This window comes from Pseudonocardia abyssalis (assembly GCF_019263705.2).
In the GTDB taxonomy this organism is placed as follows: Bacteria; Actinomycetota; Actinomycetes; order Mycobacteriales; family Pseudonocardiaceae; genus Pseudonocardia; species Pseudonocardia abyssalis.
In genome coordinates this window covers 5,616,265-5,641,179 of sequence record NZ_JADQDK010000001.1, presented here as the reverse complement: position 1 = coordinate 5,641,179, position 24,915 = coordinate 5,616,265, and the positions used below count along the sequence as shown (strand labels likewise).

General features: G+C 73.8%; 32 protein-coding genes, 1 tRNA gene, 1 pseudogene and 1 riboswitch. Of the genes and pseudogenes, 18 read left to right on the top strand and 16 right to left on the bottom strand.

What is annotated here, in order from left to right; all coding sequences use genetic code 11:
* Positions 1 to 6: 6 nt before the first annotated feature.
* Genes I4I81_RS27745 through I4I81_RS27730 form a run of 4 tightly spaced genes read right to left on the bottom strand, consistent with a single transcriptional unit; the run spans position 7 to position 1,599 of the window.
* A complete protein-coding gene (locus I4I81_RS27745) occupies positions 7 to 480 on the bottom strand; it encodes a universal stress protein (protein WP_218605806.1) in 474 nt (157 codons plus the stop codon).
* Positions 477 to 848 carry a fluoride efflux transporter CrcB gene (gene crcB / locus I4I81_RS27740; protein WP_308187708.1) on the bottom strand — a complete coding sequence of 124 codons (372 nt, stop codon included), beginning with the start codon at positions 846 to 848 and terminating at the stop codon, positions 477 to 479. Before crcB (I4I81_RS27740) ends, I4I81_RS27745 begins: the two co-directional genes overlap by 4 nt.
* The gene (crcB, locus tag I4I81_RS27735) at positions 845 to 1,321 is read right to left on the bottom strand and encodes a fluoride efflux transporter CrcB (protein WP_218616437.1); all 477 of its coding nucleotides are present in this window, start codon (positions 1,319 to 1,321) and stop codon (positions 845 to 847) included. The genes crcB (I4I81_RS27740) and crcB (I4I81_RS27735) overlap by 4 nt, the downstream gene beginning before the upstream one ends.
* A complete protein-coding gene (locus tag I4I81_RS27730) occupies positions 1,318 to 1,599 on the bottom strand; it encodes a DUF3040 domain-containing protein (protein WP_218602105.1) in 282 nt (93 codons plus the stop codon). The genes crcB (I4I81_RS27735) and I4I81_RS27730 overlap by 4 nt, the downstream gene beginning before the upstream one ends.
* A gap of 59 nt (positions 1,600 to 1,658) precedes the next feature.
* Positions 1,659 to 1,720: riboswitch (Fluoride riboswitch) on the bottom strand.
* A 64-nt stretch (positions 1,721 to 1,784) separates the two neighbouring features.
* On the opposite strand from I4I81_RS27730, the gene I4I81_RS27725 reads away from it, so the two are divergent.
* The 8 genes and pseudogenes from I4I81_RS27725 to I4I81_RS27690 all read left to right on the top strand — a co-directional run bounded on the left by I4I81_RS27725 (position 1,785) and on the right by I4I81_RS27690 (position 7,185).
* Positions 1,785 to 2,198: a YidH family protein gene (locus tag I4I81_RS27725; protein WP_218602104.1), complete on the top strand. Its 414-nt coding sequence runs from the start codon at positions 1,785 to 1,787 to the stop codon at positions 2,196 to 2,198.
* On the top strand, positions 2,195 to 2,548 hold the full coding sequence (locus I4I81_RS27720) for a DUF202 domain-containing protein (protein WP_218602103.1): 354 nt from the start codon (positions 2,195 to 2,197) through the stop codon (positions 2,546 to 2,548). Before I4I81_RS27725 ends, I4I81_RS27720 begins: the two co-directional genes overlap by 4 nt.
* A 90-nt stretch (positions 2,549 to 2,638) precedes the next feature.
* Entirely contained in the window at positions 2,639 to 3,316 is a 678-nt protein-coding gene (locus I4I81_RS27715) for a uracil-DNA glycosylase family protein (protein ID WP_218602102.1), read from the top strand.
* A pseudogene (locus tag I4I81_RS27710) lies at positions 3,313 to 4,427 on the top strand (cytochrome c oxidase subunit I). The gene I4I81_RS27715 and the pseudogene I4I81_RS27710 overlap by 4 nt, the downstream one beginning before the upstream one ends.
* A 17-nt stretch (positions 4,428 to 4,444) precedes the next feature.
* A complete protein-coding gene (locus I4I81_RS27705) occupies positions 4,445 to 4,669 on the top strand; it encodes a hypothetical protein (RefSeq protein ID WP_218602101.1) in 225 nt (74 codons plus the stop codon).
* A 339-nt stretch (positions 4,670 to 5,008) separates the two neighbouring features.
* Entirely contained in the window at positions 5,009 to 5,302 is a 294-nt protein-coding gene (locus I4I81_RS27700; RefSeq protein ID WP_218602100.1) for a hypothetical protein, read from the top strand.
* Complete coding sequence (locus I4I81_RS27695; protein ID WP_218602099.1) at positions 5,299 to 6,744, top strand: relaxase/mobilization nuclease domain-containing protein; 1,446 nt, start codon at positions 5,299 to 5,301, stop codon at positions 6,742 to 6,744. The genes I4I81_RS27700 and I4I81_RS27695 overlap by 4 nt, the downstream gene beginning before the upstream one ends.
* A gap of 192 nt (positions 6,745 to 6,936) precedes the next feature.
* Positions 6,937 to 7,185 (top strand): helix-turn-helix domain-containing protein, encoded by a 249-nt coding sequence (locus tag I4I81_RS27690; protein ID WP_218602098.1) that lies wholly within the window; start codon positions 6,937 to 6,939, stop codon positions 7,183 to 7,185.
* Here the strand turns inward: I4I81_RS27690 and I4I81_RS27685 are convergent, their stop codons facing one another.
* Complete coding sequence (locus I4I81_RS27685) at positions 7,186 to 8,460, bottom strand: tyrosine-type recombinase/integrase (protein WP_218602097.1); 1,275 nt, start codon at positions 8,458 to 8,460, stop codon at positions 7,186 to 7,188. It abuts the gene before it with no gap.
* Between the two features lie 128 nt (positions 8,461 to 8,588).
* Positions 8,589 to 8,670 (bottom strand) — tRNA-Tyr (locus tag I4I81_RS27680).
* A 79-nt stretch (positions 8,671 to 8,749) separates the two neighbouring features.
* Between I4I81_RS27680 and I4I81_RS27675 the strand changes: the two genes are divergently transcribed.
* Both I4I81_RS27675 and I4I81_RS27670 read left to right on the top strand, forming a co-directional pair.
* A complete protein-coding gene (locus I4I81_RS27675) occupies positions 8,750 to 9,241 on the top strand; it encodes a YajQ family cyclic di-GMP-binding protein (protein ID WP_218602096.1) in 492 nt (163 codons plus the stop codon).
* A gap of 69 nt (positions 9,242 to 9,310) precedes the next feature.
* Entirely contained in the window at positions 9,311 to 10,012 is a 702-nt protein-coding gene (locus tag I4I81_RS27670) for a DUF899 family protein (protein ID WP_218602095.1), read from the top strand.
* Positions 10,013 to 10,052: 40 nt separating this feature from the next.
* Here I4I81_RS27670 and map read toward each other — a convergent pair whose 3' ends face one another.
* Both map and I4I81_RS27660 read right to left on the bottom strand, forming a co-directional pair.
* Positions 10,053 to 10,832, bottom strand: a complete 780-nt coding sequence (gene map / locus I4I81_RS27665; RefSeq protein ID WP_218602107.1) for a type I methionyl aminopeptidase — start codon at positions 10,830 to 10,832, stop codon at positions 10,053 to 10,055.
* A gap of 36 nt (positions 10,833 to 10,868) precedes the next feature.
* Positions 10,869 to 11,441 carry a cytochrome P450 family protein gene (locus tag I4I81_RS27660; protein WP_218602094.1) on the bottom strand — a complete coding sequence of 191 codons (573 nt, stop codon included), beginning with the start codon at positions 11,439 to 11,441 and terminating at the stop codon, positions 10,869 to 10,871.
* 114 nt (positions 11,442 to 11,555) lie between these two features.
* Between I4I81_RS27660 and I4I81_RS27655 the strand changes: the two genes are divergently transcribed.
* A complete protein-coding gene (locus tag I4I81_RS27655; RefSeq protein WP_218602093.1) occupies positions 11,556 to 11,765 on the top strand; it encodes a winged helix DNA-binding protein in 210 nt (69 codons plus the stop codon).
* Between the two features lie 7 nt (positions 11,766 to 11,772).
* On the opposite strand, the gene I4I81_RS27650 is transcribed toward I4I81_RS27655, so the two are convergent.
* On the bottom strand, positions 11,773 to 12,318 hold the full coding sequence (locus I4I81_RS27650) for a dihydrofolate reductase family protein (RefSeq protein ID WP_218602092.1): 546 nt from the start codon (positions 12,316 to 12,318) through the stop codon (positions 11,773 to 11,775).
* A 72-nt stretch (positions 12,319 to 12,390) separates the two neighbouring features.
* Here I4I81_RS27650 and I4I81_RS27645 point away from each other — a divergent pair, with 72 nt between their 5' ends.
* Positions 12,391 to 12,954, top strand: a complete 564-nt coding sequence (locus I4I81_RS27645) for a TIGR03086 family metal-binding protein (RefSeq protein WP_218602091.1) — start codon at positions 12,391 to 12,393, stop codon at positions 12,952 to 12,954.
* Between the two features lie 27 nt (positions 12,955 to 12,981).
* Here I4I81_RS27645 and htpX read toward each other — a convergent pair whose 3' ends face one another.
* The gene (gene htpX, locus I4I81_RS27640; RefSeq protein ID WP_218602090.1) at positions 12,982 to 13,833 is read right to left on the bottom strand and encodes a zinc metalloprotease HtpX; all 852 of its coding nucleotides are present in this window, start codon (positions 13,831 to 13,833) and stop codon (positions 12,982 to 12,984) included.
* Positions 13,834 to 13,941: 108 nt separating this feature from the next.
* On the opposite strand from htpX, the gene I4I81_RS27635 reads away from it, so the two are divergent.
* Positions 13,942 to 14,514, top strand: coding sequence for a phytanoyl-CoA dioxygenase family protein (locus tag I4I81_RS27635; RefSeq protein WP_218602089.1), 573 nt, complete (start codon positions 13,942 to 13,944; stop codon positions 14,512 to 14,514).
* On the top strand, positions 14,511 to 14,957 hold the full coding sequence (locus tag I4I81_RS27630) for a DUF5946 family protein (protein WP_218602088.1): 447 nt from the start codon (positions 14,511 to 14,513) through the stop codon (positions 14,955 to 14,957). Before I4I81_RS27635 ends, I4I81_RS27630 begins: the two co-directional genes overlap by 4 nt.
* Position 14,958: 1 nt before the next feature.
* On the opposite strand, the gene I4I81_RS27625 is transcribed toward I4I81_RS27630, so the two are convergent.
* The 3 genes from I4I81_RS27625 to I4I81_RS27615 are packed head-to-tail and all read right to left on the bottom strand — an operon-like array spanning position 14,959 to position 17,741.
* Positions 14,959 to 15,963, bottom strand: a complete 1,005-nt coding sequence (locus I4I81_RS27625; protein ID WP_218602087.1) for an alanine racemase — start codon at positions 15,961 to 15,963, stop codon at positions 14,959 to 14,961.
* Complete coding sequence (locus I4I81_RS27620) at positions 15,960 to 17,237, bottom strand: D-arabinono-1,4-lactone oxidase (protein WP_218602086.1); 1,278 nt, start codon at positions 17,235 to 17,237, stop codon at positions 15,960 to 15,962. Before I4I81_RS27620 ends, I4I81_RS27625 begins: the two co-directional genes overlap by 4 nt.
* A gap of 3 nt (positions 17,238 to 17,240) precedes the next feature.
* On the bottom strand, positions 17,241 to 17,741 hold the full coding sequence (locus tag I4I81_RS27615; protein ID WP_218602085.1) for a PaaI family thioesterase: 501 nt from the start codon (positions 17,739 to 17,741) through the stop codon (positions 17,241 to 17,243).
* Positions 17,742 to 17,779: 38 nt separating this feature from the next.
* On the opposite strand from I4I81_RS27615, the gene I4I81_RS27610 reads away from it, so the two are divergent.
* From I4I81_RS27610 to I4I81_RS27600, 3 genes are all read left to right on the top strand, one after another.
* Positions 17,780 to 18,532, top strand: a complete 753-nt coding sequence (locus I4I81_RS27610) for an enoyl-CoA hydratase (RefSeq protein ID WP_218602084.1) — start codon at positions 17,780 to 17,782, stop codon at positions 18,530 to 18,532.
* 126 nt (positions 18,533 to 18,658) lie between these two features.
* Positions 18,659 to 20,542: a 2-oxoacid:acceptor oxidoreductase subunit alpha gene (locus I4I81_RS27605; protein ID WP_218602083.1), complete on the top strand. Its 1,884-nt coding sequence runs from the start codon at positions 18,659 to 18,661 to the stop codon at positions 20,540 to 20,542.
* On the top strand, positions 20,539 to 21,624 hold the full coding sequence (locus I4I81_RS27600) for a 2-oxoacid:ferredoxin oxidoreductase subunit beta (RefSeq protein WP_218602082.1): 1,086 nt from the start codon (positions 20,539 to 20,541) through the stop codon (positions 21,622 to 21,624). Before I4I81_RS27605 ends, I4I81_RS27600 begins: the two co-directional genes overlap by 4 nt.
* A 55-nt stretch (positions 21,625 to 21,679) precedes the next feature.
* Here I4I81_RS27600 and I4I81_RS27595 read toward each other — a convergent pair whose 3' ends face one another.
* Entirely contained in the window at positions 21,680 to 22,036 is a 357-nt protein-coding gene (locus I4I81_RS27595) for a hypothetical protein (RefSeq protein ID WP_218602081.1), read from the bottom strand.
* 8 nt (positions 22,037 to 22,044) lie between these two features.
* Positions 22,045 to 22,635, bottom strand: coding sequence for an OmpA family protein (locus tag I4I81_RS27590; protein ID WP_218602080.1), 591 nt, complete (start codon positions 22,633 to 22,635; stop codon positions 22,045 to 22,047).
* 238 nt (positions 22,636 to 22,873) lie between these two features.
* Between I4I81_RS27590 and rarD the strand changes: the two genes are divergently transcribed.
* Entirely contained in the window at positions 22,874 to 23,785 is a 912-nt protein-coding gene (rarD, locus tag I4I81_RS27585) for an EamA family transporter RarD (RefSeq protein ID WP_218602079.1), read from the top strand.
* Between the two features lie 128 nt (positions 23,786 to 23,913).
* On the opposite strand, the gene I4I81_RS27580 is transcribed toward rarD, so the two are convergent.
* Complete coding sequence (locus I4I81_RS27580; RefSeq protein WP_218616436.1) at positions 23,914 to 24,915, bottom strand: polyprenyl synthetase family protein; 1,002 nt, start codon at positions 24,913 to 24,915, stop codon at positions 23,914 to 23,916.

Here is a 24,915-nt window from a genome sequence, read left to right as displayed (position 1 = left end):
CGGCGGTCAGGACGGGGGGACCACGAGGACCGGCCGGTGCTGGCGGTGGATCACCGCGTGCGACACCGACCGGTCGAGCACCCGCTCGAACACCGCGGACACCCCCTCCCCCTGGGTCCCGACCACGATCATCAGCGCGTCGACCTCCTGGGCGAGAGCGACGAGCAGGTCGGCCGGGTCGCCGCGGCCGGCGTGGTAGCTCCACCCACCGAGGGCGCCACCGGCGACGTCGCGCACCGCCCGCCGCTGTTCCTCCAGCGCGCGGGCGGCCTGCTGGTCCCAGTCCGCGCTGTCCGGATCGATCGGGTAGTCGTCGAGATCGACACCGTGTACCACGTGCACCGCCGCCCCGCCGAGCCGCCGGGCGAGGTCCACCGCCACCTCCAGGGCCCGCCCGGCCGACGCGGAACGGTCGTGGCCGACCACCAGATGTCCCGCCGCCGGGCCGGCGGCGGCCTGCAACTGCACCCGGTCGCTCATGTCACCCTCATCCCGATCAGGTAGCCCAGCGACGCCGCGGCCAGGCCGGCCACGACGCTCCCCACCACGTACGCGGCCGCGACCCGCACCCGGCGGCGCTCCAGCAGCCCGGCGCTCTCGTAGGCGAACGTGCTGTAGGTCGTCAGCGCCCCGCAGAAGCCGACACCGACCGCGGCGACGAGCGCCGGGCCGGGCGCCAGGCCCGTCACCAGGCCGAGCACGAACGACCCGGCGACGTTGACGACGAACGTGCCCCACGGGAACGACGAGCCGTGCCGGCCCTGCACCGCCCGGTCCACCAGGTAGCGTAGCGGCGCGCCGACCGCGGCCCCCACCGCCACCGCGAGCACCCCGACCAGCGCCGTCACCGCCGCACCCCCGCCCACCTGCGGGTCACGACCACCCCGAGCGTCGCCGCCGCGACTGCCAGCAGCGGGGTGACCACGACGTAGCCCAGCGCGATCCACGGCCGCCCGGCCACGACGGCGCCGAGGGCCTCGACGGTGTAGGTGGAGAACGTGGTGTAGCCGCCGAGCACCCCGACCCCGAGCAGCGGCCGGGCCAGCGGGTGAGCCCGGTACCGCTCGGTGACCAGCACCATCAGCACCCCGATCAGCAGGCACCCCGAGACGTTGGTCAGCAGCGTCGCCCACGGGAAGCCGCCGGCGCGGTGCGGCAGGACCATCCCCAGCACGTAGCGCGCCTGCGCGCCGATCACCCCGCCGACCGCGATCGCCGCCAGTACCCGCCACCGGGCCGGCGCGGCGAGCTCGGCCCGCTGGGCCGGAACGTGCAGGTCGACGTCCGGGTCGACGGCCCGCCGCGCGTCCCTGCCGGTCATCGCGGCTGCGCCCCGCCGGGATCGGCGGCGTACCGGGCCGGGATCCAGCACAGCAGCAGCGCGACCATCCCACCGGCGACGAATCCGCCGTCGGGCAGCACCACACCGGCCAGCAGCATCAGCGCGCCACCCCAGGCCAGTGACCGCGTCACCCACCGGCCGACGACCAGCAGCCGACCCGGCCCCTCGCTCAGCGCGGCAGCCAGCACCGGGTCGTCGACCGACAGCGCCCGCTCGATGTCGCGCAGCGCCCGGCGCTGTCGTCGATCCAGGGTCACCGCCCACCACCGGAACGGCTTGACGTCGCATTCACGAGGACGGCCTCCTACCCACGGTGGTCCGGGTAGGAGCTATCAGCCTGGACGGCGGTTGACGGCGAGCCCCATCGCCTGTGCTGGGAGGCTACGCCCGTCCCGGCGTGGACGCACCCCGTCGCCGGATAAAGGAATGCCGTAGCCGGGCCATGGAGGCCCGGCGCGGGCACAACCGCGATCATCGGCCGCTGCGGGCCGACGACACGGAACATCTCCCGGACGGCCCGAAGGGCGGGTCCGACCCGGACTACCGGTTCGCCCTCGCCAACGAGCGCACCTTCCTGGCGTGGTTGCGCACCGCGCTCGCGCTGGACGCCGGAGGGATCGCCGTGGTGACCCTGCTGCCACGGTTTGGTCCGGCCGGTGGCCGCGAGGCCGTCGGGATGGCCCTGACCGCGCTGGGAGTGGCCGTGGCCGCCGCGGCCGTGTGGCGCTGGCACCGGGTCCAGCAGGCGATGAGCCGCGACGAGGACCTCCCGCCGACCCGGATGCCGGTGCTGATCGGCGCCGCGCTGGTGCTGCTCGGCGCCACCGTGGCGGTACTGCTCGCCCTACCCGCATGACGCGGCCGCACCGCACGGCCGCCGGGGTGCGCGGAGGCCGTTCGGACCGGCCCGGGCGCCAGGCCGAGCGCACCGGGCTGGCCTGGGAACGCACCGCGCTCGCGCTGCTGGTCAACGGCAGCCTGCTGTTGCTGCGGCACAGCGCCACCGGCGGCCCCGCCGTCCTCGCCGCGGTGATCGCCACCGTCGCCGCCCTCGCCACCGCCGCCCTCGGGCTCCTCAGGGCACGACGCATCCGGGCTGCGGCGCACCGCGTCCCGGTCGAACGCGGTGCGATGTGGACGGTCGGGGTGCTGGTGATCGGGGTCGGCGCAGCCGTCGGCGCGGCCGAACTCCTGTTTCGGGCCTGAACCCACCCGGCCGGGTACAAGCCCGGACTTGGGACTTCCGAGGCCGGCGTGGGGTGGCGCCCGGCTCGGCGCCGCTCCAGGCTCTGCGCGATGCCTGTTCCCGACCCGACCCAGGCCGAACGGGCCCGCGTGGCCGCCCGGATCCGCGCCTGCCGGCGCTGCCCCCGCCTGGTCGCCTGGCGCGAGGACGGCGACCGCGGCCTGCCGGTCCCCGGCTTCGGCGACCCGGCCGCCACGGTGTTCCTGCTGGGCCTGGCCACCGCGGCGCCCGGCAACCCGACCGGCCGCCCGTTCACCGCCAACCGGTCGGCGGACTTCCTCGTCGCCGCCCTGCACCGGGCCGGCCTCGCCGACCAGCCGCGATCCGAGCACGCCGGCGACGGCCTGCGGCTGAGCGGGGCGTGGATGGCCTCGGCGGTCCGCTGCCCGCCACCGGGCCACCGCCCGCTGGCCGCCGAGCGCGACGCCTGCCTGCAGCACCTGCGCGACGAGTGGCACGCGCTGCCGCACCTGCGGGCCGTCCTCGCCCTCGGCGCGTTCGCCTGGGACGCCGCACTGCGCGCCGCCGACGTCGACCCGAGGCCCCGGTTCACCCACGGCGCCCGAGTCGCCACGCCGGACGGCCCCGTCCTGCTGGCCAGCTACCACCCGAGCCCACAGAACACGAACACGAACCTGCTCACCGCCGCCATGTTCGACACCGTGCTGGGCCGGGCCTGCGCAGAGGGCCGGTACGCGCCCCCGACCACCTCCGAGGAGTCGACATGACACAGGTCCAGCCCGAGCCGTCACCACCCGGGAGTACCCGGCGCGCCGGACCGGGAAAGGATCGACGTTCCTGAAGATGATCAGGACGAGCGATCCGAAGGACATCGCGATCCTGTACCTGGTGACCGCGTTCGGGTTCTTCCTGGCCGGTGGGGCGATGGCGTTGCTGATACGCGGGGAGCTGGCCGCGCCGGGGATGCAGTTCCTGTCCACCGAGCAGTACAACCAGCTGTTCACCATGCACGGCACGATCATGCTGCTGCTCTACGCCACCCCGATCCTGTTCGGGTTCGCCAACTACATCCTGCCGCTGCAGATCGGTGCCCCCGACGTCGCGTTCCCGCGGCTCAACGCGTTCTCCTACTGGCTGTTCCTGTTCGGCGGGCTGATCGTGCTCTCGGGGTTCCTCACCCCGGGCGGGGCGGCGGACTCGGGATGGTTCGCCTACGCGCCGCTGTCCGGGCCGGTGCACTCGCCCGGCGCTGGGCAGGACCTGTGGATCGTCGGGCTGATCGTGTCCGGGCTGGGCACCATCCTGGGCGCGGTCAACATGATCACCACGGTGGTGTGCATGCGGGCGCCCGGGATGACGATGTTCCGGATGCCGATCTTCGTGTGGAACATCTTCGTCACCAGCCTGCTGATCCTCATCGCCTTCCCGGTGCTCACCGCGCTGCTGGCCGACCGCCATCTCGGGGGGCACGTGTTCGACCCGGCCAACGGCGGGGCGATCCTCTACCAGCACCTGTTCTGGTTCTTCGGCTCGTCGGTGGGCGCGTTCGTGCTCGGGGCGTCGACGCTGCCGTTCATCTGGAACGTCTTCAAGTCCTACCGCTACGGCCGGGTCGTCACCGTCGACGACCCGTGGGGCTTCGGCAACTCCCTGGAGTGGGCCACGAGCTGCCCGCCGCCGCGGCACAACTTCACCGAGCTGCCCCGGATCCGTTCGGAGCGCCCGGCGTTCGAGCTGCACTACCCGCACCTGGTCGAGCAGACCCGGTCCGAGGCACACAGCGGGCGAGCCGCAGCCTGGGGAGGTGCCCCGTCCGAACGGCTCGCCCAACGCGCCGGCCGGGAGAACCAACCCGACGACGACCCCCGCTCCCGCTGAGCCCCACGACCACCGCGATGGCTTCGCTGGACGACTCGGGGGACCGGCCCCTCGACGCCCGGGAGCGGCGCGCGCTCACCCACATCGAACTGGGGCTCGGCCGGGCACGGCGGCGCCGATGGGGCGTCGGGCTCGCCGTGGGCTGCGTCGCCATCGGGGTCGGCGCGGCCGCCGGTGCCGTGGCGCTCGTGCTGCTCGTCGTCGCGGTCATGACGATGACGGCCGTCCGTGCCCTGTTCTGACTGCCGCGCAGCACGCTGCAACCCGGCCGTCACCGCCCTCGTCGGCAGTGTGCTCTTCCTGATCCCCGGCCTGGAGCAAGTGGCTCAGGGGCTGAGGTACGGCTCCCCTCCGACCCGCCTTGCCACCGAAGTAGTCGACGACCTCCTTTAGCTTGGTTCGATCGTGCGGGTCGGTCCGTGGTCAGCCAGTGACCACGGACCGACCACGCATCGACAACCCGATCGACCACGCTGCGGCAGCGGCCGTCGACGAGGCTCGCCGCGATGGAAGCCAACCCAGCATCGGTCCCGCGTCGCGGTCAGCCGCACGCGGCTGCGCCGCGGCGGCGGCAGGTGTTGGTGCGACTGTCCGACGCCGACCTCGCGGCGGTCAAGGCCGGTGCGGCGCGGGAGGGGCTCGCGGTCGGGGCATGGATGCGGGAGCTCGCCGTCCGCGCGGCCGACGGCGGCGCGGGCTGGGACCTGGCGACGTCCCGGCGCGAGGTCGTCGCGCAACTGGTCCGGGTGCGGGTCGAGGTCGCCGATATCCTCGGTGCCGACGACGTCCCGGCCGTCCGCGAGCGCGTCATGGTCGCGCTGCTCGGTCTCGACACGCTGATCGGTGACGCCGCCCGGAAGCCACCCCGGCGGTGATCACCAAAGTGGTGCACGGCTGGCGTCCGGGCGGGCTGATCGCCTACCTGATGGGCCCCGGCCGCGCCGAGGAGCATCGACACCAGCGGGTCATCGCGAGCTGGGACGGCCTCGACGCCGCATGGCAGCCGGCGCGGACCGGTACGGGTCCATGGGATCTGGACCTCGGGCCGCTCGCCGCGGCCCTGCGCGCGCCAGCGGTCGCCGCCGGGCTGCCCGACCGCCGCGACGACAGCGGCAAGCGCGGGTACGTCTGGCACTGCTCGGTCCGGCTCGCGGCCAACGATCGGGTGCTCAGCGACGGCGAGTGGGTGGGGATCGCCCGCGAACTGCTCGACGGTGCGGGTATCGCGGGCCGGGACGACCCGGGCGGGCCGCGGTGGTTCGCCGTGCGGCACGCCGATGACCACATCCATATCGCCGTCGTGCTGGTCCGGCAGGACACGGGCAGGCGGTTCTGGCCGTACCGGGACTACCCGCGACTGCGCGAGACCGCGCGGGCGGTCGAGCGACGCCTCGCGCTGACCGAGACGGCGGCGGCCGATGGGACCGCGGCGCGGTCGCCGTCGCGTGGGGAGATCGAGAAGGCGACACGGCAGGGCCGGGAGCCGGCGCGGGTGGGGCTGGTGCGTGCGGTGCGCGAGGCCGCGATCGCGAGCAGCGGCGCCGAGGCATTCATCCAGGCGTTGTGCGCCGCCGGGTATCTGGCCGAGCTGCGGCGGGCCCCGTCCGGCGATCCGATCGGGTTCAAGGTGGCGCGACCCGACGACCTCAGCTCGGCGGGTCAACCCGTGTTCTACAGCGGCAGCAAGCTCGCCGCGGACCTGTCCCTGCCCAAGCTGCTGCAGCGCTGGGCCGACAGCGCCGGAGGATCCGCTACCGGTCGTTCGGCCACGGCCGGGCAGGTCGCACGGGCCCGCCGCGCGGTGGCTGCGGCCCGTCGTGGCGCAGGCGTCGAGGACGTCGACGGCATCGGACACGCGACCGGCGACCTGCTGACCGCGCTCCGCGGATGGCCGGGTGCGGGACGAGACCTCGGGGAGGCGGCGGACCTGTTCGACCGGGCCGCCAGGGCACCGGGTCGCAGCGTCGGGCGGGCGGGTCCGTCGAGTGTCGGTCTGCGCCGCATGGCGCGGCAGCTGATCCGGCAACGGCGGGTCGCGACCGACGACGACCTGGGCGCGGTCATCGTGCTGGCCGTGGCGGTGGCCGTACTGGTCCGGGAGATCGCAGCGTGGCAGCGGGAAGGTGGCCGCACCCACCAAGCCGACGCGGCGGACGCAGCTGCGGACGTGGTCGACCGATGGTCCGCGTCGCGCCCAGGCGCCGTCCGGAAGGTCCAGGCACAGCGAGCCCGCCCGGGCCTCGACCGCGGTACGACCGCCATCAGGCCACGACACGGGTCGCCCGCTCCGCGGCTCTCGCCCTCCGTTCGGGCCTGATGCTCCGGCGTTCCCAGCAACGCCACGACCACGGATCCGCAACGCTGCGACCACCGACCGGGTCGGGATCCCTCCGTGGGGTCGATGGAGCCGTTGCCCGCGACCACGCATCCGCCGCCGGTGCTCGGCACGCTCGTCGGACGGATGTCGGCAGCTCGGCGACGTTCGGAGACGCACCCGAGGGAGCCCGCCATGACGACGAACGGACCCATCTTCTACACCGTGGCCGAGGTCGCCGAGATCCTGCGAGTGGATGCTGCGACCGTCTACCGGTCGATCCGCGCGGACGCGTTCCCGGCGGTCCGGATCCGGAGCCGCTACGTCATCCCAGCAGGCGCGGTCATCGAGATGGCAGAGGAGGCGGCGAGGTCCGGTGGCTGCATCGACCTCGCCCGCCGCACGCAGTCGGCCCGCCACCACCGAGCAGACCACCAGCGCTGATCAGCTGCGGCCGGGGCGCTTGGGCATCCGGGAGCCCAGGATCTCCGCCGCCTGGCGATCGGTCGCCGCCACCCACGCCGCGTACACCCGCAGCGTCGTGGCTCCGCCGCCACCGTGACCGAGCCGGCCGGCGACGGTGCGCAGGTCCACGCCGGCGGTCAGCAACTCCGTCGCCGAGTAGTGCCGCAACGCGTGGATGTGGGTGTCGATGCCGAGCCGGCGGGCGAGGTTGCGGTACCGGCTCGACACCGAGTGCGGCGAGCACGGCGTGGTCGGCTCGAAGCGGCGGGAGTTGGAGAACACGTACATGTCATCGGCCAGCTCAGCCCCGAGCTCGCGCAGCCGCTGCGCGCAGCGGTCCTTGTGCTCGGTAAGCAGGACGACGGTCTCGGTGTCCAGCGCGATGCGGCGCATCTGGTGGGTCTTCGTGTCCTTCTCCGTCCCGACGCCGTGGCGCAGCCGGTAGCTGCGGCGGACGTCGACCACGCCGGTGTCCAGGTCGATGCGCGACCAGCGCAGCGCGCAGACCTCGCCCCGTCGCATCCCGGTGGTCATCACCAGCCACACGAGCGTGCCCCAGTCGTCGTCGACGGCGAATGCCCCGTCGACGAGCCGTGCCGCGTCCGACGGCGACGGCGGATCCGGCTGGGGCGGCAGCTGCCGGGGCCGCTGCGCACCGCGGGCCGGGTTGGTCGTGATCCAGTCCCAGCGCACCGCGGCGCTCAACGCACCGCTGATGACGGCGTGGACCTGACGGACCGTCGAGGCCGCCATCGGCCGGCAGACGTGCGGGTGGCAGCCGGACGGGTCGCAGTCGTGCTGCCCCTCGACCTGGTGGACGACGAACGAGCGCCCCCCGCACCGGGCCCGGCACCGCCGGAGCTCGGCGTAGAGCGTCTCCAGCATCCGGGTGGAGATGCGCGAGATCGGCACCTGGCCGAGCGCGGGGCGGATCGTGCGCTCGACGTAGCCGACGTAGGTGTCGCGGGTGCTGTCCTCGATCTCGACGGTGCTCAGCCACTCGTTGATGGCGTACTCCAGAGACACCGTGCTCTGCGCGGAGCGCTGGCCGTCGACCTGCGCCTGCAGCCGGGCGAGGACCTTGTCCGCTTCCCGGCGCGCGGCGCGGTCGGTCCCGCGGACCGTCTCCGACAGGTACCGGTCGCGCGCCGTCACCGGGTCGACACCGGCGAACACGCGGACCTGGAGTGACCCGCCGCGGACGCGCACGCTGCCCCGCCTGCGGTCCGCCGACGTGCCACCTGCCCTGGTCACGCCGCTATGGTAGGCAGAAATCCATGGACGCGGGCATGGACGACGATCGGCGGCTGATCACGCGGGCCCGGACAAACCTACGGCCCCCTGACCTGTTCTAGCTGGTCAGAGGGCCGTAGACCGGGGTGTGGCAGGTGAAGGATTCGAACCTTCGTAGGCTAAGCCGACGGATTTACAGTCCGCTCCCTTTGGCCACTCGGGCAACCTGCCCCGGTGCGCCTCGGCGCTGGAGAAGGATACGACAGCCGGTAACCGGGTTCGTCCCCGGCCCCGGTGATCAGGAGGACACATGGCAGACCCGTCGTTCGACGTCGTGAGCAAGGTCGACCGCCAGGAGGTCGACAACGCCCTCAACCAGGCCGCGAAGGAGCTCTCGCAGCGCTTCGACTTCCGCGGCACGGGCACGTCCATCGAGTGGGCGGGCGAGGAGGCGCTGACGATCGAGTCGGAGACCGAGGAGCGTGCGCTCGCCGCGGTCGAGGTGTTCAAGGAGAAGCTGGTCAAGCGCAGCATCTCGATGAAGGCGTTCGAGGCGGGCGAGCCGGCGATCTCGGGCAAGGTCTACAAGGTCAACGGCAAGATCCTGCAGGGCATCGAGGCGGAGAAGGCCAAGGAGATCAGCAAGGCCATCCGCGACGAGAAGTTCAAGGGCGTCCAGGCGCAGATCCAGGGCGACCAGCTGCGCGTCTCGGGCAAGAAGAAGGACGACCTGCAGGCCGTCATCGCCCTGCTCAAGAGCCGGGACTTCGGCATCGCGCTGCAGTTCACCAACTACCGGTGACCCACCGGCCCTGACCTGCCCGGGCCACGGTCCTGCGCCCCGGCGATCACGCGACTACGGTCCCGGTCCATGGTCGTCGCCAAGCCGCCCGTCGTGTCCCTCGCCGACTGGAAGGAGGCGGTCGCCCGGACGAACGAGCAGGAGGTGGCCGTCGCCGCCGAGATCGACCGGCTCACCGCGGCGCGCAAGCGGATGCCGATGGTCCGGGTCGAGGGCGACTACCGCTTCGAGGGTCCCGACGGGCCGGTCTCGCTGCTCGAGCTCTTCGAGGGGCGCAGCCAGCTGATCCTCTACCGGTTCTTCTTCGAGGAGGGGGTCGGCGGGTGGCCCGACGCCGGGTGCGTCGGGTGCTCGTCGTGGGCGGACGGGGTGGCCGAACTCGGTCTCCTGCACGCCCACGACGTCACCTTCGCGATGGCCTCGCCCGCACCGCAGCAGGCATTGAGGGCCTACGCCGAACGGATGGGCTGGACCGGCCTGCCCTGGTACACGATCGCGACCGACTCCTTCACCGAGGACTTCGACGCGACGGAGTGGTTCGCGATCAACGTCTTCCTGCGCGACGGCGACGACGTCTACCGGACCTACTTCCTGCAGAACGGTCCGATGGTGCGGCACATCGGCAGCGTCGCCGGCCTGCTGGCCCTGACCCCGTACGGCGACCAGATCGAGGGCGAGGACGTACCGGACGGGTGGCCGCAGGCGCCCTTCTCCTTCTGGATGCGCCGCCACGACGAGTACGACGAGCCCGCACCGTCCGCCCGCGGATGATCCGCATCCCCCGGACGACAGCGCTGCCGCGGTCGGCGGGTCACCGCAGCTCCGACTCGCGCCGGGTGAGCACCAGCGGCGCGTCCTCGGTGACGGCCACGGTGTGCTCCGAGTGGGCGGTGCGCGAGCCGTCGGCCGACCGGATCGTCCAGCCGTCGGGGTCGTGGACGATCCGGTCGGTGGTGCGGGCGAACCAGGGCTCGAGGGCGAGGGTCAGGCCCGGCCGGAGCCTCAGGCCGCGGCCCGCCCGGCCCGTGTTCGACACGTGCGGGTCCTCGTGCATCGTGCGGCCCAGGCCGTGGCCGCCGAACTGGTCGTTGACCGGGTAGCCGTGGCGGTGGGCCACCGCCGCGATCGCCGCCGAGATGTCGCCGAGGCGGTTGCCCGGGCGCGCCAGCGCGATCGCCGCCTCCAGCGCCTCCTCGGTGGCGCGGACGATCCGCAGGTCCTCCTCCGCGGGGGTCCCGACGATCACCGTGCGCGCCGAGTCGGCCACCCAGCCGTCGATGCCGACGGCGAGGTCGGCGGTGAGCACGTCCCCGTCGCGCAGCACGTAGTCGTGCGGGAGGCCGTGCAGGACGGCGTCGTTGACCGCCAGGCAGAGGACGTTGCGGAACGGCCCCCTCCCGAAGGACGGCGCGTAGTCCCAGTAGCACGACTCGGCCCCCCGACGCCGGATCATGGCGCGGGCGTGGTGCTCGAGGTCGAGGAGGTTGACGCCCACGTCGGCGAGCCCGCCGATCTCGGTGAGCACCTCGGCGACGAACCGCCCGGTCACGTGCATGCGCTCGATCTCCGCGGGCGTCTTCAGCTCGATCACGGGCACCCTCACGTCGCCGGTATAGTTATACCGAACCTAGCACGCCCCCAGGCAGGCCGGCCGCGCCGTGAGACGGGCCCCCGTGAGCCCGGCGGGCCGCGCCTGCCGCAGGTCGGCGAACGGGACGTCGAGACGGGCGTCGGGGAAGTCCTCCCGCAGCACCTCGACCAGGACGCGCAGCTCGAGCCGGGCCAGGTGCGCGCCGGTGCAGTAGTGCGGGCCCGCGCCGAACGACAGGTCGGCCCCGGCCGCGTTGGCCCCCTCGATGTCGACGAGCACCGGACTGCCCGCCGGCAGGGTCACGCCGCCGAGCACGATCTCCTCCGTCGCGAACCGCCACAGGCTCAACGGGGCCGGCGGGTGCCGGTGCAGGACGTCGTGGACGAGGTCCTCGGCGGGGGTCCCGTCGCGGGCCCCACCCAGGAGGTGGGCGAGCACGAACCCCGCGGTCGCCTCGGTGGTGAGCTGCCCGGCGAACAGCAGCGTGAACATCAGGTAGTGGAGGGTCTCCGTGGACGTGCCGGCGGGGACCCTCCCGCGCAGCTCCGCGGCCAGCCCGGTCCTCCCCTCGCCCAGCGCGGCCGCGGCGAGCTCGGCGTAGGTGGCCATCGCCCGGCTGACCCGGCACGGTCCGAGCAGCCCCGGCGAGCTCGCGAGGAGGGTCGGCCTGACGAGCGGGGCAGCGTCCCGCATGATCGAGCGGCCGCCGGCCACGTCCGCCGCGTGCCCGACCCGCACGACCGCAGGCGGGTGCTGGTCGAGCCGACGCCGGAGAGCCCGGAGCGGGTCGCGCGGCTCTACGCCCCGCTGACCGACCGCCTGCACGCCCACCTCGCCGCACTCGACACCGACCAGCTCGCGGCGAGACTGGAGTTCGCCACCGCCGCGCAGGCGAGCACCGACGCCGAGATCCGCGACCTCGGCGCCGGGTGAGGTCCGGTCAGGGCGTGTAGGTCAGGTGCACGACGCCGTTGTCGAACGACTCGCTGCCGCCGAGCCTCAACGTCGACCGCGTCCCCTCCGGGAACAGCTTCGGCCCGTCGCCGACCGCGACCGGGTAGAGCCACAGGTGCAGCTCGTCGACCAGGCCGTCGGCGAGCATCGCGCGCACGAGGGTGCCGCTGCCGTAGCAGTAGATCCCGCCGTCGATGCCGTCCTTGAACCTCCGCAGGGCCGCGGCGTCGTAGCCGCCGAGCAGCGAGGAGTGCGCCCAGCCGTCGGCGTCGGTGCGGGACGCGGACACGACGTACTTGGGCGTGTCGTTGAAGAACGGGGCGCCGGGGTCGTCCGCCATGTCGCGCGAGGTCCAGGCCGGGCCCGACTCCTCCCACGTGGTGCGCCCGAACAGGATCGCCTCCGAGCCCCCGGAGGTCAGCCGGCCCATGGCCTCGCCCATCGCGTCGGTGAACGGGTACTCGAACGTGAAGGTGGGCGCCCCGATCACCCCGTCGAGGGTGATGAACTCGCTGACCTTGATCTGTCCCACGGTGGTCTCCTTCGGCAGGGGTGTCACAGCATGGACGACGACACCGGCCCGGACTCATCGCACAATCGACGGATGGACGTCCGTGAGATCTACACCCGGTGCAGCGCCGCGTTCGGCGAGCGCGTGCAGGCCGTCGACGGCCGCTGGGCCGCACCCACCGTCAACCCCGGCTGGGACGTGCGCGACCTGGTCGACCACCTCGTCAACGAGGAGCGGTGGACGCCGCTGCTGCTCGGCGGGGCGACGATCGCCGAGGTCGGCGACCGGTTCGACGGGGACCTGCTCGGCGCCGACCCGCTCGCCACCTACGACGAGGCCGCGGCCGCCGCGCTCGCCGCGGTGCTCGCGGAGGGCACCGTGGAGGGGGTCGCACACCTGTCGTTCGGCGACCGGCCCGCGCGCGAGTACGTGCTGCAGCTCTCGGCCGACCACCTGGTGCACGCCTGGGACCTCGCCCGCGCGCTCGGCACCGACGAGACGCTCGACGCGGAGGTCGTCGAGGCGCTGCTGGCCTGGTACGTCGAGGAGACCGAGGCCCTCTACCACCGCATCGAGGTGATCGGCCCGCGCGTCGAGGTCCCGGCCGGGAGCGGGGCGCAGGCGGAGCTGCTGGGGAGGTTCGGCCGCACCCCGTAGGGGCCGCACCCCGGAGAGGGCGACCGGTCAGTGCCGGTGCAGGCCCATCTCCTCCAGCCGCCGGATGCGGTCCTCCATCGGCGGGTGCGTGGCGAACAGCCGGGCCATGTGCTCCCCCGCCCGGAACGGGTTGGCGATCATCAGGTGCGACTGGGCGGTGAGCTGGGGGTCGGGCGGCAGCGGGGCGAGCTGGGTGCCCGCCGCCAGCTTGCGCAGCGCCGACGCCAGCGCCAGCGGGTCACCCGTGAGCGCCGCACCGCTCGCGTCGGCCTGGTACTCCCGCGACCTGCTCACGGCCATCTGCACCAGCCCCGCGGCCACCGGTCCGAGGAAGGCGATCAGGATCATCGCGATCGGGTTGGGACGGTCCTCGGAGCTGCCGCCGAACAGGCCGGAGAACATCGCGATGTTGGCCAGGAAGCCGACGGCCGTGGCGAGTGCACCCGCGACCGAGGAGATGAGGATGTCGCGGTTGTAGACGTGCGAGAGCTCGTGGCCCAGCACCGCGCGCAGCTCGCGCTCGTCGAGGATCTCCAGCAGCCCGGTGGTGGCGCAGACCGCGGCGTGGCGGGGGCTGCGGCCGGTGGCGAACGCGTTGGGGGCGGCCGTCGGGGAGATGTAGAGGCGCGGCATCGGCTGGCGCGCGGCGCGGGAGAGCTCGCGGACGATCCGGTACATCGCCGGGTGCTCCGGCTCGGTGACGGGCCGGGCGTGCATCGCCCGCAGGGCCACCTTGTCGGAGTTGAAGTACGCCCACCCGTTGATCGCCAGCGCGGCCACGACGGCGATCACGAGCCCGGCCCGGCCGAACATCGACCCGACGAGCAGCACCAGCCCGCTCATCCCACCGAGCAGCAGCGCGGTCCTGAGGCCGTTCATGACGGGTTCCGTCCCTTCCGGTGTCGCTTGCACCTTCAACGAGCCACGACGGGGTGGTGTTCCGAAACCGCTTGACGTCCACCCGCTGTCAGGTCGCACTCTCGGCGCGTGACCACGCTCGACGCCGACGGCTACCTGCTGCTCCCCGACCTCCTCGACGCCGCCGCGCTCGACGGCGTCCGGTCCGCGATGGCCGACGCCCTGGACCGCGACGGCCCGCGCGGCCCCGGCGGGACGCTGCACGTCGACGACCTGCGCGGGCCCGCGGTCGAGGCGGTCTGGACGGCCCCGCGGCTGGTCGCGGCGGTCGAGCACGTGCTCGGGCCGGACCCCGGCCGCGGCGCGCTGCACGTCCGCGCCCCGCACCCCGGGTTCGGCGCGCAGGCCCTGCACGCCGACTTCGGCGGGCCGCCACCGCCGCAGCCGCAGGTCGCCGTGGCGATCGTCGCGCTCGTCGACGTCAGCGAGGACGGCGGCGCTACCCGCGTCGTCCCGGGCACGCACGTCTGGAAGCGCGCCGCGCCGGGCGACACGGTCGACCGCACCTGGCCCGGCGAGCGGCGCATCGCCCTGACGGCCGGGTCCGCGGTGGTCCTCAACGGGCACCTGTGGCACTCCGGCACCCGCAACCGCTCGACGGTCCGGCGCGACGCGCTGCAGGTCACGTGGCGGCGCCGGTGACGGACGACTGCCCGGGCTGCGGCACCGGGGACGGCCCGCCCGTCCCGTCCGCGGCGTGCGCGGAACGGGCGCTGGTCGTCGCGGAGCGCGAGTTCTCCGATCCGGCGTACTTCGCGGTGCACCGGATCACCGTGGCCGCCTACACCCTGCAGCACCCGGCGTCGTCGAGCGGGCACGCGGTCGCCGTGCACCTGGCGGCGCTGCGGGGCGCGGTCGAGCAGGGGCTGGACGCCGACGCGCTGGGCCGGCACGTGCGATGGGCCTCCGACGCCCTGCGGCGCCGCCCGACCGGGCCGCTCGTGCCGCCCGCCCGGCGGGGCGCCCTCACGATCGTCGACGTGGTGGCCGCGCGTGACGCCGGGGAGCACTGCACGCTCGTGCGGCGCTGGGCCGCGCAGGTCCGGGAGGCGTGGAGGCCCGTCGCCGACATGCCGGAGGTGTGACTCACCAGCCGCGCAGGTCCACCGCCCAGGTGTCGAGGACCTCGTCGCCCCGGACCGGGTGCACCCGCTCGTGCAGCGCCATGGTCGGGTCGACGTGCGCGGGCACCACCCGGACCCGGTCTCCCACCGCGACGGGCGCGTCGGGCGCGAACGTCAGGTGCTCGTCGGAGCAGAACCACACCTGGGCGCCCGGGACGGCGGGGTTGCCGTGGTCCATCCCGAGCGCCTTGAGCCCGACGTCCGCGACGGCCCAGCCGGGCGTCTCCCCGGCGGGCGCGGTCACGGAGATCACGGTCCCCAGCACCGTGAGCGCCTGGCGGAACGGGATCCCGGCCGCGGTGTAGGCGGTGTCCATCAGCGCGTAGGAGCCGGCCTGGACCTCGGTGACCCAGGTGTTCAGCGCGTACGTGCCGGTGCCGCCGCCGGACACGATCTCCCCGCCGACGTCGGCGTGCGCCGCGAGCAGCCGCTCCATGCACTCCTGCGTGAGCCGCCCGCGCTCGGCGACGTCGTCGAGCATCATCAGGTGCCCCTCGTAGCCCATGACACCGCGGACGGTCAGCCCGGCGGCGCGGGCCCGGTCGGCCAGCCACCCCGCCCGCGACGGCGCGATCCCGCACCGCGGCAGCCCCACGTTGACGTCGACGAGGACCTCCCGCACCCCGCCGTCGACGGCCGCGCGCAGGGTCTCCTCGGAGTCGATCGCCAGCGTGACCCGGGCGTCCAGCACCCCGAGGCGGCGGGCGTCGAGGACCTCGTTGGCCAGCAGCAGGTCCTCCCCCAGCCCCGCGGCGGCCATGCCCTCGACCTCGCGGACCGTGGCGCAGGTGAACCCGGCGTGGCCGATCGCGGCCTGCCGGGCGGCGAGGGCCGTGGTCTTGTGCGCCTTCACGTGCGGGCGCAGCCGGGGGCCGGGCAGCGCGGCGGCCATGTCGGCGAGGTTGGCGTCCAGCGCGTCGACGTCGACGAGCAGGGCGGGCGTGGTCAGGTCGTGGACGGTCGTCATCCGAGCACCCGGTCCAGGTAGGGGTTGGTGAAGCGGCGGTCGGGGTCGAGGCGGTCGCGCAGGGCCGTGAACGCGTCGAACCCCGGGTAGAGCGGGCGGAGGTCGTCCGCCGTGCGCGTGTGCAGCTTGCCCCAGTGCGGGCGCCCGCCGAGCGCGGTCATCACGTCCTCGACGGCCCCGAAGTACGCCTCGTGCGGCTGCCCGCGGTGAACGTGCACGGCGACGTAGGCGCTGTCGCGGCCGCACGCCGTCGACAGGGGGACGTCGTCGGCCGCCGCGACCCGCACCTCCACCGGGAACGGCACGACCCGCGCGTGCCGGGCCGCCGCGGCGCGCATCCCGTCGAACGCCTCGCGCAGCGCGGCGCGCGGCACCGCGTACTCCATCTCCAGGAACCGCACCCGGCGCGGGCTGGTGAACACGCGGTAGGAGCGGTCGACGTACTCGCCCGCCGCCATCCGCCCGGCGACGAACCGGTTGAGCCGCGGCACGAGCACCGGCGCCGCCCGCCCGAGCCGGCAGACCGCGCCGAACCCGGCGTTGCCGAGCACCTCGTCGCCGACCCAGCGCGCGACCCGTCCGCGGTCGGGCCCGGGGGCGACGGGGTCGTTGCGCTTCGTCGCCGCCGTGCCGGAGTGCGGGAACCAGTAGAACTCGACGTGCTCGGCGGAGGTGAGGAACGCGTCGAGGTCGCCGAGCACCGCGGCCAGCGGCTCCACCCGCTCGACGGCGCGGAGCCGGAACGCGGGGACCGTCGCCAGCGTGACGCCGACCAGCACCCCGAGCGCCCCGAGCCCGACCCGCGCGGCGGAGAACACGTCCGGGTGCGACGACGGGGACAGCTGCAGCAGCGTCCCGTCGGCCGTCACGAGGTCGAGCGCCCGGACCTGCGCGGCGATCCCGCGGTGCGCGGCCCCGGTGCCGTGCGTGCCGGTGGAGATCGCGCCCGCGACGGTCTGGACGTCGATGTCGCCGAGGTTGGGCAGGGCGCGCCCGCGGTCCCAGAGCAGCGCGTTGAGCGCGTGCAGGGACAGCCCGGCCGGCACGGTGACCAGGTCGCCGTCGACGCGCACCGCGGCCGGGGCGGCCGGGGCCCGCACGGCGACCCCGAGCGGCGCCCCGATCGCGGTGAACGAGTGCCCGGAGCCGAGCGCGGTGACCCGCAGCCCGTCGTGCCGCGCCGCCCGCACCGCGTCGACGACGTCACCGGCGTCGCGCGCCACCACCGTGCGCACCGGGTCGGCGCGCTGGTTGCCGGCCCAGTTCCGCCACATCGGCTACTCGGGGGTGCCGTGCTCGGCGAAGTGCGTCATCGGCACGACGACGAACAGCGCCGTCGCCGTGGCCGCGAGCGGACCGTCGGGCGCGTCCAGCCGGGCCTCGCCCTCGCACCAGACCTTGCGGCCCTCGCGCCCGACGATCCGGGTGCGCAGGTGCAGCACGGAACCGACCGGCACGGGCTTGCGGAACTGGGTCTGCAGGCTCGCGGTGACCGCGGGCTCGCGGTGGTGCACGGCGAGCAGCCCGAGCGCCTCGTCGAACGCGGCCGAGACGACCCCGCCGTGCGCGATGCCGGGGGCGCCCTGATGGTGACGCTCGACCGGGAACGTGCTGGTGACCACCAGGTCGTCCCCGACGACGAAGCGCATCCGCATCCCGCCCTCGAGGTGACCGCAGCCGAAGCAGCCGTCGTAGTGGGCCGGCAGCTCGGTGCCGGGCGGGGGCGTGTCGGGATGCGAGGCGGGCCGGACGGCGCTCTCGGGCACGGAGAGGGACATGTACCGGACGGTAGCCGGGGCTGGGGCAGGATGCGGCCATGGCCGACATCACTGTCCACAGCGCGATCACCGACGGCGTCGCGCTCCTCACGCTGTCGCACCCGGCGCGCCGCAACGCGATGAACCTGGAGCTGTCCGGGCTGCTGGAGGCCGCGGTCGCCGCGGCCGTGGCGGACCCGGCGGTCGGGGCGATCGTCGTCACCGGGGAGGACCCGGGCTTCTGCGCGGGCGGCGACCTGGCCGAGCTGGCGACGGCGGACCCGGCCACCCTGAGGCGGGTCTACGCGGGTTTCCTGGCGATCGCCGACTGCCCGCTGCCGACGATCGCCGCCGTCAACGGGGCCGCGGTCGGGGCCGGGATGAACCTCGCCCTGGCCGCCGACGTCCGCCTGGCCGGCCCGAAGGCGAGGTTCGACGCCCGGTTCCTGCCCCTGGGCCTGCACCCCGGCGGTGGCTACACCTGGATGGCGCACCGGGTCCTCGGCGCGCAGGCCGCGGCCGCGCTGACGCTGTTCGGCGAGGTCGTCGACGCCGCCGAGGCCGAGCGGATCGGGCTGGCGCACCGCGCCGTCGACGACGTGGTGGCGGCCGCGATCGAGATGGGCGCCCGGGCCGCGGCCAACCCCCGCGACCTCACGATCACGACCAAGGCGACCATGCGGTTGGCGGCGGCGCTCTCGACGCAGGCCGAAGTGCTGGAGATCGAGGTCCGGGCCCAGGCCGAGTCGGTGCACTCCGAGGAGTTCCGCACCCGCCTGGCCGCGCTCCAGGCGAAGATCAGCCGTTCCTGAGCACGGGACGCCGACCTGTTGACGAGGTGTGACATCAGGCAGGGTGCGGGGGCACTGGGACGAATTGGGAGTTAACCTCGCCTCAGTACTCTCCGCACCCGTCCGGAATGAGGACACGACCGACCTATGACTGCCACCCCCGACACCGCCGTCGACCGTTCGCAGGTCGTGGAGAAGGACCGTGTCGTCATCCGCTTCGCGGGCGACTCCGGCGACGGCATGCAGCTCACCGGTGACCGGTTCACCTCCGAGACCGCCGCGTTCGGCAACGACCTCTCGACGCTGCCGAACTTCCCCGCGGAGATCCGGGCGCCTGCCGGGACGCTGCCGGGCGTGTCGTCGTTCCAGCTGCACTTCGCGAACTACGACATCCTCACCCCCGGCGACCGCCCCGACGTCCTCGTGGCGATGAACCCGGCCGCGCTCAAGGCCAACATCGCCGACCTGCCCCCGGGTGGCGTGCTGATCGTCAACACCGACGAGTTCACCAAGCGCAACCTGACGAAGGTCGGGTACGCGGCGAACCCGCTCGAGGACGACTCGCTGGAGCAGTACGCGGTGCACGAGGTCGCGATGGCCACCCTGACGATGGGTGCGCTGTCGGAGACCGGGCTGAGCAAGAAGGACGCCGAGCGGGCGAAGAACATGTTCGCGCTCGGGCTGCTGTCGTGGATGTACCACCGCCCGCACGAGGGCACCGAGCGGTTCCTGCGGGAGAAGTTCGCGCGCCGCCCCGACCTGGCCGAGGCCAACATCCTGGCGTTCAAGGCCGGGCACGCCTACGGCGAGACCACCGAGGCGTTCGCCGTCACCTACGAGGTGAAGCCCGCCCCGCTGCCCACCGGCACCTACCGCCAGATCACCGGCAACACCGCGCTGTCCTACGGCCTGGTCGCCGCGGGCCAGGTCACCGGGCTGCCCGTGTTCCTCGGGTCGTACCCGATCACGCCGGCGTCGGACATCCTGCACGAGCTGAGCAAGCACAAGGGCTTCGGCGTCACCACGTTCCAGGCCGAGGACGAGATCTCCGGCGTCGGCGCGGCGCTGGGTGCGTCGTTCGGCGGCGCTCTCGGGGTCACCACCACCTCGGGGCCCGGCCTGTCTCTGAAGTCGGAGACCGTCGGCCTCGCGGTGGCGCTGGAACTGCCGATGATCGTCGTCGACGTCCAGCGCGGCGGCCCGTCCACCGGCCTGCCCACCAAGACCGAGCAGGCCGACCTGCTGCACGCGATGTTCGGCCGCAACGGCGAGTCGCCGGTGCCGATCGTCGCCCCACAGAGCCCGGGCGACTGCTTCGACGCCACGCTGGAGGCCGCGCGCATCGCGGTCACCTACCGCACGCCGGTGCTGCTGCTCTCCGACGGATCGCTGGCCAACGGCTCCGAGCCGTGGAAGGTGCCCGACGTCGACACCCTGACGCCGATCGACCCGGGCTTCGCCACCGAGACCAACGCGCCCGACGGGTCCGGCGAGTTCTGGCCCTACCTGCGCGACGACGACACCCTCGCCCGCCCGTGGGCGATCCCGGGCACGAGGGGTCTCGAGCACCGGATCGGCGGCCTGGAGAAGGCCGACGGCCGCGGCTCGATCTCCTACGACCCCGCCAACCACGACCGCATGGTGCGGCTGCGCGGGGCGAAGATCGACGGCATCACCGTCCCCGACATCGAGGTCGACGACCCCACCGGCGACGCGTCGCTGCTGGTGCTGGGCTGGGGCTCCACCTACGGTCCGATCGGCGCCGGTGCCCGCCGCGTCCGGGCGCTGGGCCACAAGGTCGCGCAGGCCCACATCCGGTTCCTCAACCCGTTCCCGGCCAACCTCGGTGAGGTGCTGGCCCGCTACGACACCGTCCTGGTGCCCGAGATGAACCTCGGTCAGCTGGTGCTGCTCCTGCGCGCGCGGTACCTCGTCGACGCGAAGAGCTACACGAACGTCACCGGCCTGCCGTTCAAGGCCGAGGAACTGCAGGACCTGTTCCTGAGCTACCTGTCTGGAGAGCTGGCATGACCGCGCTCGATCTCGGACTGCCGTCGATCGGGGGCCTCGACGGGGTCCCCACCACGACCGACAAGCAGACCGCCAAGGACTTCACCTCCGACCAGGAGGTGCGCTGGTGCCCCGGGTGCGGCGACTACGCCGTGCTCGCCGCCGTCCGCCAGTTCCTGCCCACGCTGGGGATCAAGCGCGAGAACACGGTGTTCGTGTCCGGCATCGGCTGCTCGTCGCGGTTCCCGTACTACCTCAACACCTACGGCATGCACTCGATCCACGGGCGCGCCCCGACCATCGCCACCGGCCTCGCCGTGTCGCGGCCGGACCTGTCGGTGTGGGTCGTCACCGGCGACGGCGACGCGCTCTCGATCGGCGGCAACCACCTGATCCACGCGCTGCGCCGCAACGTCAACCTCAAGATCCTGCTGTTCAACAACCGGATCTACGGTCTGACGAAGGGCCAGTACTCGCCCACCTCCGAGGTCGGGAAGGTCACCAAGTCCACGCCGATGGGCTCGGTCGACCACCCGTTCAACCCCGTCTCGCTCGCGCTCGGGGCCGAGGCCACGTTCGTCGGGCGGGCGATCGACTCCGACCGCAAGGGGCTCACCGCCGTCCTCGGCGCGGCCGCCGCCCACCGCGGCACCGCACTCGTCGAGATCTTCCAGGACTGCCCGATCTTCAACGACGGGTCCTTCGACGTCCTGCGCAAGGGCGACGACGTCGAGGAGCGGCTGATCCACGTCACCGACGGTGAGCCGATCCGCTTCGGCCCCGCGGGCGACGACGGCCTCGGCACGTTCGCCGTGGTCCGGGAGGGCTTCGGACTGGGCATCGCGAAGGCCGCCGAGGTCGACGCGTCGGAGATCGTGGTGCACGACGCGAACGACCACAACCTCGCGTTCGCGCTGTCGCGGCTGTCCGACCAGGACCTCACGCACACCGTCACCGGGATCTTCCGCAACGTCGACAAGGTCACCTACGACGACGCGGCCCGCGCCCAGGTGAACGCCGCGAAGGAGAAGACCGCCGCGGCCGGGGGCCCCGACCTGCAGGCCCTGCTCAACGGCCGCGACACCTGGACCGTCGTCGGCTGACCCAGCCCGCACGTCCCACGGATCCGGTCCCTCACGAGGGGCCGGATCCGTGCTGTCAGGGGGTCTCCTCGTCGGCGGGGCCGTGCTGCGTCGGGATCGTCGGGGCCAGCCCGGACGGGGAGACGCCGAGCCGGTCGAGCGCGTCGCTCGCCCGCACCCCTGTACCCCGGGGACGGGCCGGGGCCTCCAGGGCCGACAGCGCGGGGTCGGTCGGCGGGGCGGCCGGGTCGACCAACCGCGGCTCCTCGCGCGGGGCCGCGGGCACGGGCTCCGCCGCCGGGGCCACGGGCGGAGCCGCCGCCATCGGACGCGCCTCCCGCAGCGGCCGCACGAACAGCAGCCAGGTGACGCCCGAGCCGAGCACGAACGCCACCGCACACAGCACCCACACCTGGGCGACGAAGCCGGCCACGGTGCCTCCTACCGGATCTCGAACTCGACGCGGCGGCTGGCCGCCCTGGTGTCCAACGGTTCGGCCGCGCCCCGGCCCGCGGTCGTGATCCGGGTGCGGTCGACCCCGCCGGTGACGAGGGCGTCGGCGACGGCCTCGGCCCGGCGCAGCGACAGCGCCTGCGCCCCCTCCGGCGACCCCGGGGTGTCGGCGACGTGGCCGGTCAGCACCACGGTCGCCTCCGGAGCGACGGCCAGCACGGCCGCGACCGCCCGGACGGTGTCGACCGCCTCTCCCTCGAGCGCGGCGCTGTCGGCGGTGAAGCGGACCGGTCCGGCCGTCACGAGCGCGGCGACCTGCTCGGCTGCGGGGACCGTGCCGGTCGTCGGGGCCGGGGCGGTCGGGGCCGAGCCGTCGACCGGCCCTGGCCCGTCCGGATCGGGGGTGGCCGGGACGGTGGCCGTCGCGACGTCCGTCCCGTCCGTGCCCCCCGCGCCGGCTGCTGCGGCGGCGGTGGCTGCGGGGGCCCCGGGCCACACCGTGCCCACTCCCGCGAGCACCGACGGCACCACGACGAGCGCCGCGCACCACAGGAGCACCGGGGTGCGACGAGGGGCCATCGGGTCTCCAGGTGGGTCGCGAACGAGAGCAGGATGCCACGACGCGATGTCGGCCGGGTCACGGATACCCCTGGAGCGACCGTCCGGACGCCCTCGGTGATCGTTCCGAGGTGGGGGCGGTGGTGGTTCCGAGCATGTCGTCGCCCGGCTCGCGGCGATCCCCGGCGACGCGGCGGATCCGGAACCCCGCGGGAGGCCCGACGCGGCGGACCGGCCCGCCCGGTGTTCTGATGGCGGCATGGCGTCGACAGGGCTGGACGGGCGGGGCGTCGCGGCGGCCGTGGGGGCCTACTCGATCTGGGGTCTGTTCCCGGCCTTCTGGCCGCTGCTCGCGCCCGCGGTGCCGGTGGAGGTGCTCGCGCACCGCATCGCCTGGGCCGCGGTGCTGATGGCCGTCGTGTTCACGCTGGTCCGCGGCTGGGGCGAGCTCGGCACCCTGCGGCCCCGCGGCTGGGCCATGGTCGCCGCCGCGGGCGTGCTGATCACCGTCAACTGGGGCTTCTACATCTACGCGGTGTTCGCCGGGCACGTCGTGGAGGCCGCGCTGGGGTACTTCATCAGCCCGCTGGTGAGCGTCCTGCTCGGCGTCGTGGTGCTGCGCGAGAGGCTGCGGCCGGTGCAGTGGGTAGCCGTCGGCCTCGCGGCAGTGGCGGTCGTCGTCATCGCGGCGGAGAGCGGCAGGCCGCCGTGGCTGGCCCTGACGCTGGCGTGCTCGTTCGGCCTCTATGGGCTGATCAAGAGCACCGTGCCGCTCACGGCGACCGCCAGCCTCACCGCCGAGGGGCTGGTGCTGGGGCCGATCGCGCTGGGCGTCGTCGCGTGGTTCGAGCTGACCGGCGCCGGCACGATGACCGGCCACGGCTCCGGCCACGTCGTGCTCCTGCTGCTCGCGGGCCCGGTCACGGCGATCCCGTTGCTGCTCTACGGCGTCGCCGCACGGCGGGTCCCGCTGAGCACCATCGGCGTGCTCATGTACATCAACCCGACCCTGCAGTTCCTGTGGGGCGTGCTCGTCCTGCGCGAGACGATGGAGCCGACGCGCTGGATCGGCTTCGTCCTGGTCTGGGCCGCGCTCGCGGTCTTCACGGCCGATCTGATCCGTACGTCCCGCTCCGACCGCCGGGCCGCCCGACTCGCGCCGGTCGCGTAGCCCGTACCGCATCGGCCAAGACCCCGGGCGTCATCGGCAAACTCGCCGGGTGGGGGCGGCAAACTCGCGGGGGGTGGGCGCGAGTTTGCCCCTCGTGTGCGGTGTCTTGGCCGATCGTGTGCGGCGGCTCAGGCGGTGCGGTCGACCATGTACGCGGTCAGGGTGGCCAGGGCGTCGGCGGCGGGGCAGGCCGGGAGCTGGGCCAGTTCCTGCTGGGCCTCCTTCGCCTGCAGCGCCAGTACCTCACGGGCGCGGGCGATGCCGTCGCTGCGCCGCAGCAGGGCGAGCGCCTCGTCCACGAGTGCGTCGTCCTGGATCGGCTTCGCGAGCAGCACCCGCAGGCGGTCGGCGTCGGGGCCGGTGCCCTGCAGCGCGAACAGCATCGGCAGCGTCTTGACGCCCTCGCGCAGGTCGGTGCCGGGCGTCTTGCCCGAGTCCTCCGACGCCGAGGAGATGTCGATGATGTCGTCGGAGATCTGGAACGCGGTGCCGACGACCGCCCCGAAGCGGTGCAGCGACTCGATCTGATCGGGCGAGCAGCCGGAGAACATCCCGCCGTAGCGCCCGGACGTGGCGATCAGCGACCCCGTCTTCTGGGCGATGACCGTGAGGTAGTGCTCGACCGGATCCTCGTCGGGGCCGGGGCCGCGGGTCTCCCGCATCTGGCCCGTGACGAGCTCGGCGAACGTCTCCGCGATGATCCGCACCGCGTCGGGTCCGAGGTCGGCCACGAGCCGCGAGGCGTGCGCGAACAGGAAGTCGCCGGTGAGGATCGCGACGGTGTTGTCCCAGCGCTCGTTCGCGCTCTCCGCGCCGCGCCGCATCGTGGCGGAGTCCATGACGTCGTCGTGGTAGAGCGTGGCCAGGTGGATCAGCTCCACGACCGCCGCCGCTGTGACGACGTCGGTCGAGTCGGGCCGCGGCCCCATCTGCGCCCCGAGCAGGGTGAACAGCGGGCGGAACCGCTTGCCCCCGGCCTCGATGAGGTGCAGCGACGTCTCGGTGACGAACCGGTAGTCGCTGTGCACCTCGCGGCGCAGCAGGTCCTCGACCTGCTCCAGGCCGGCCGTCGTGGCCCCCGCCAGCTCCGCGTCACCCAGCTCGACGCCCGCCACCTCGTAATTGCTCAC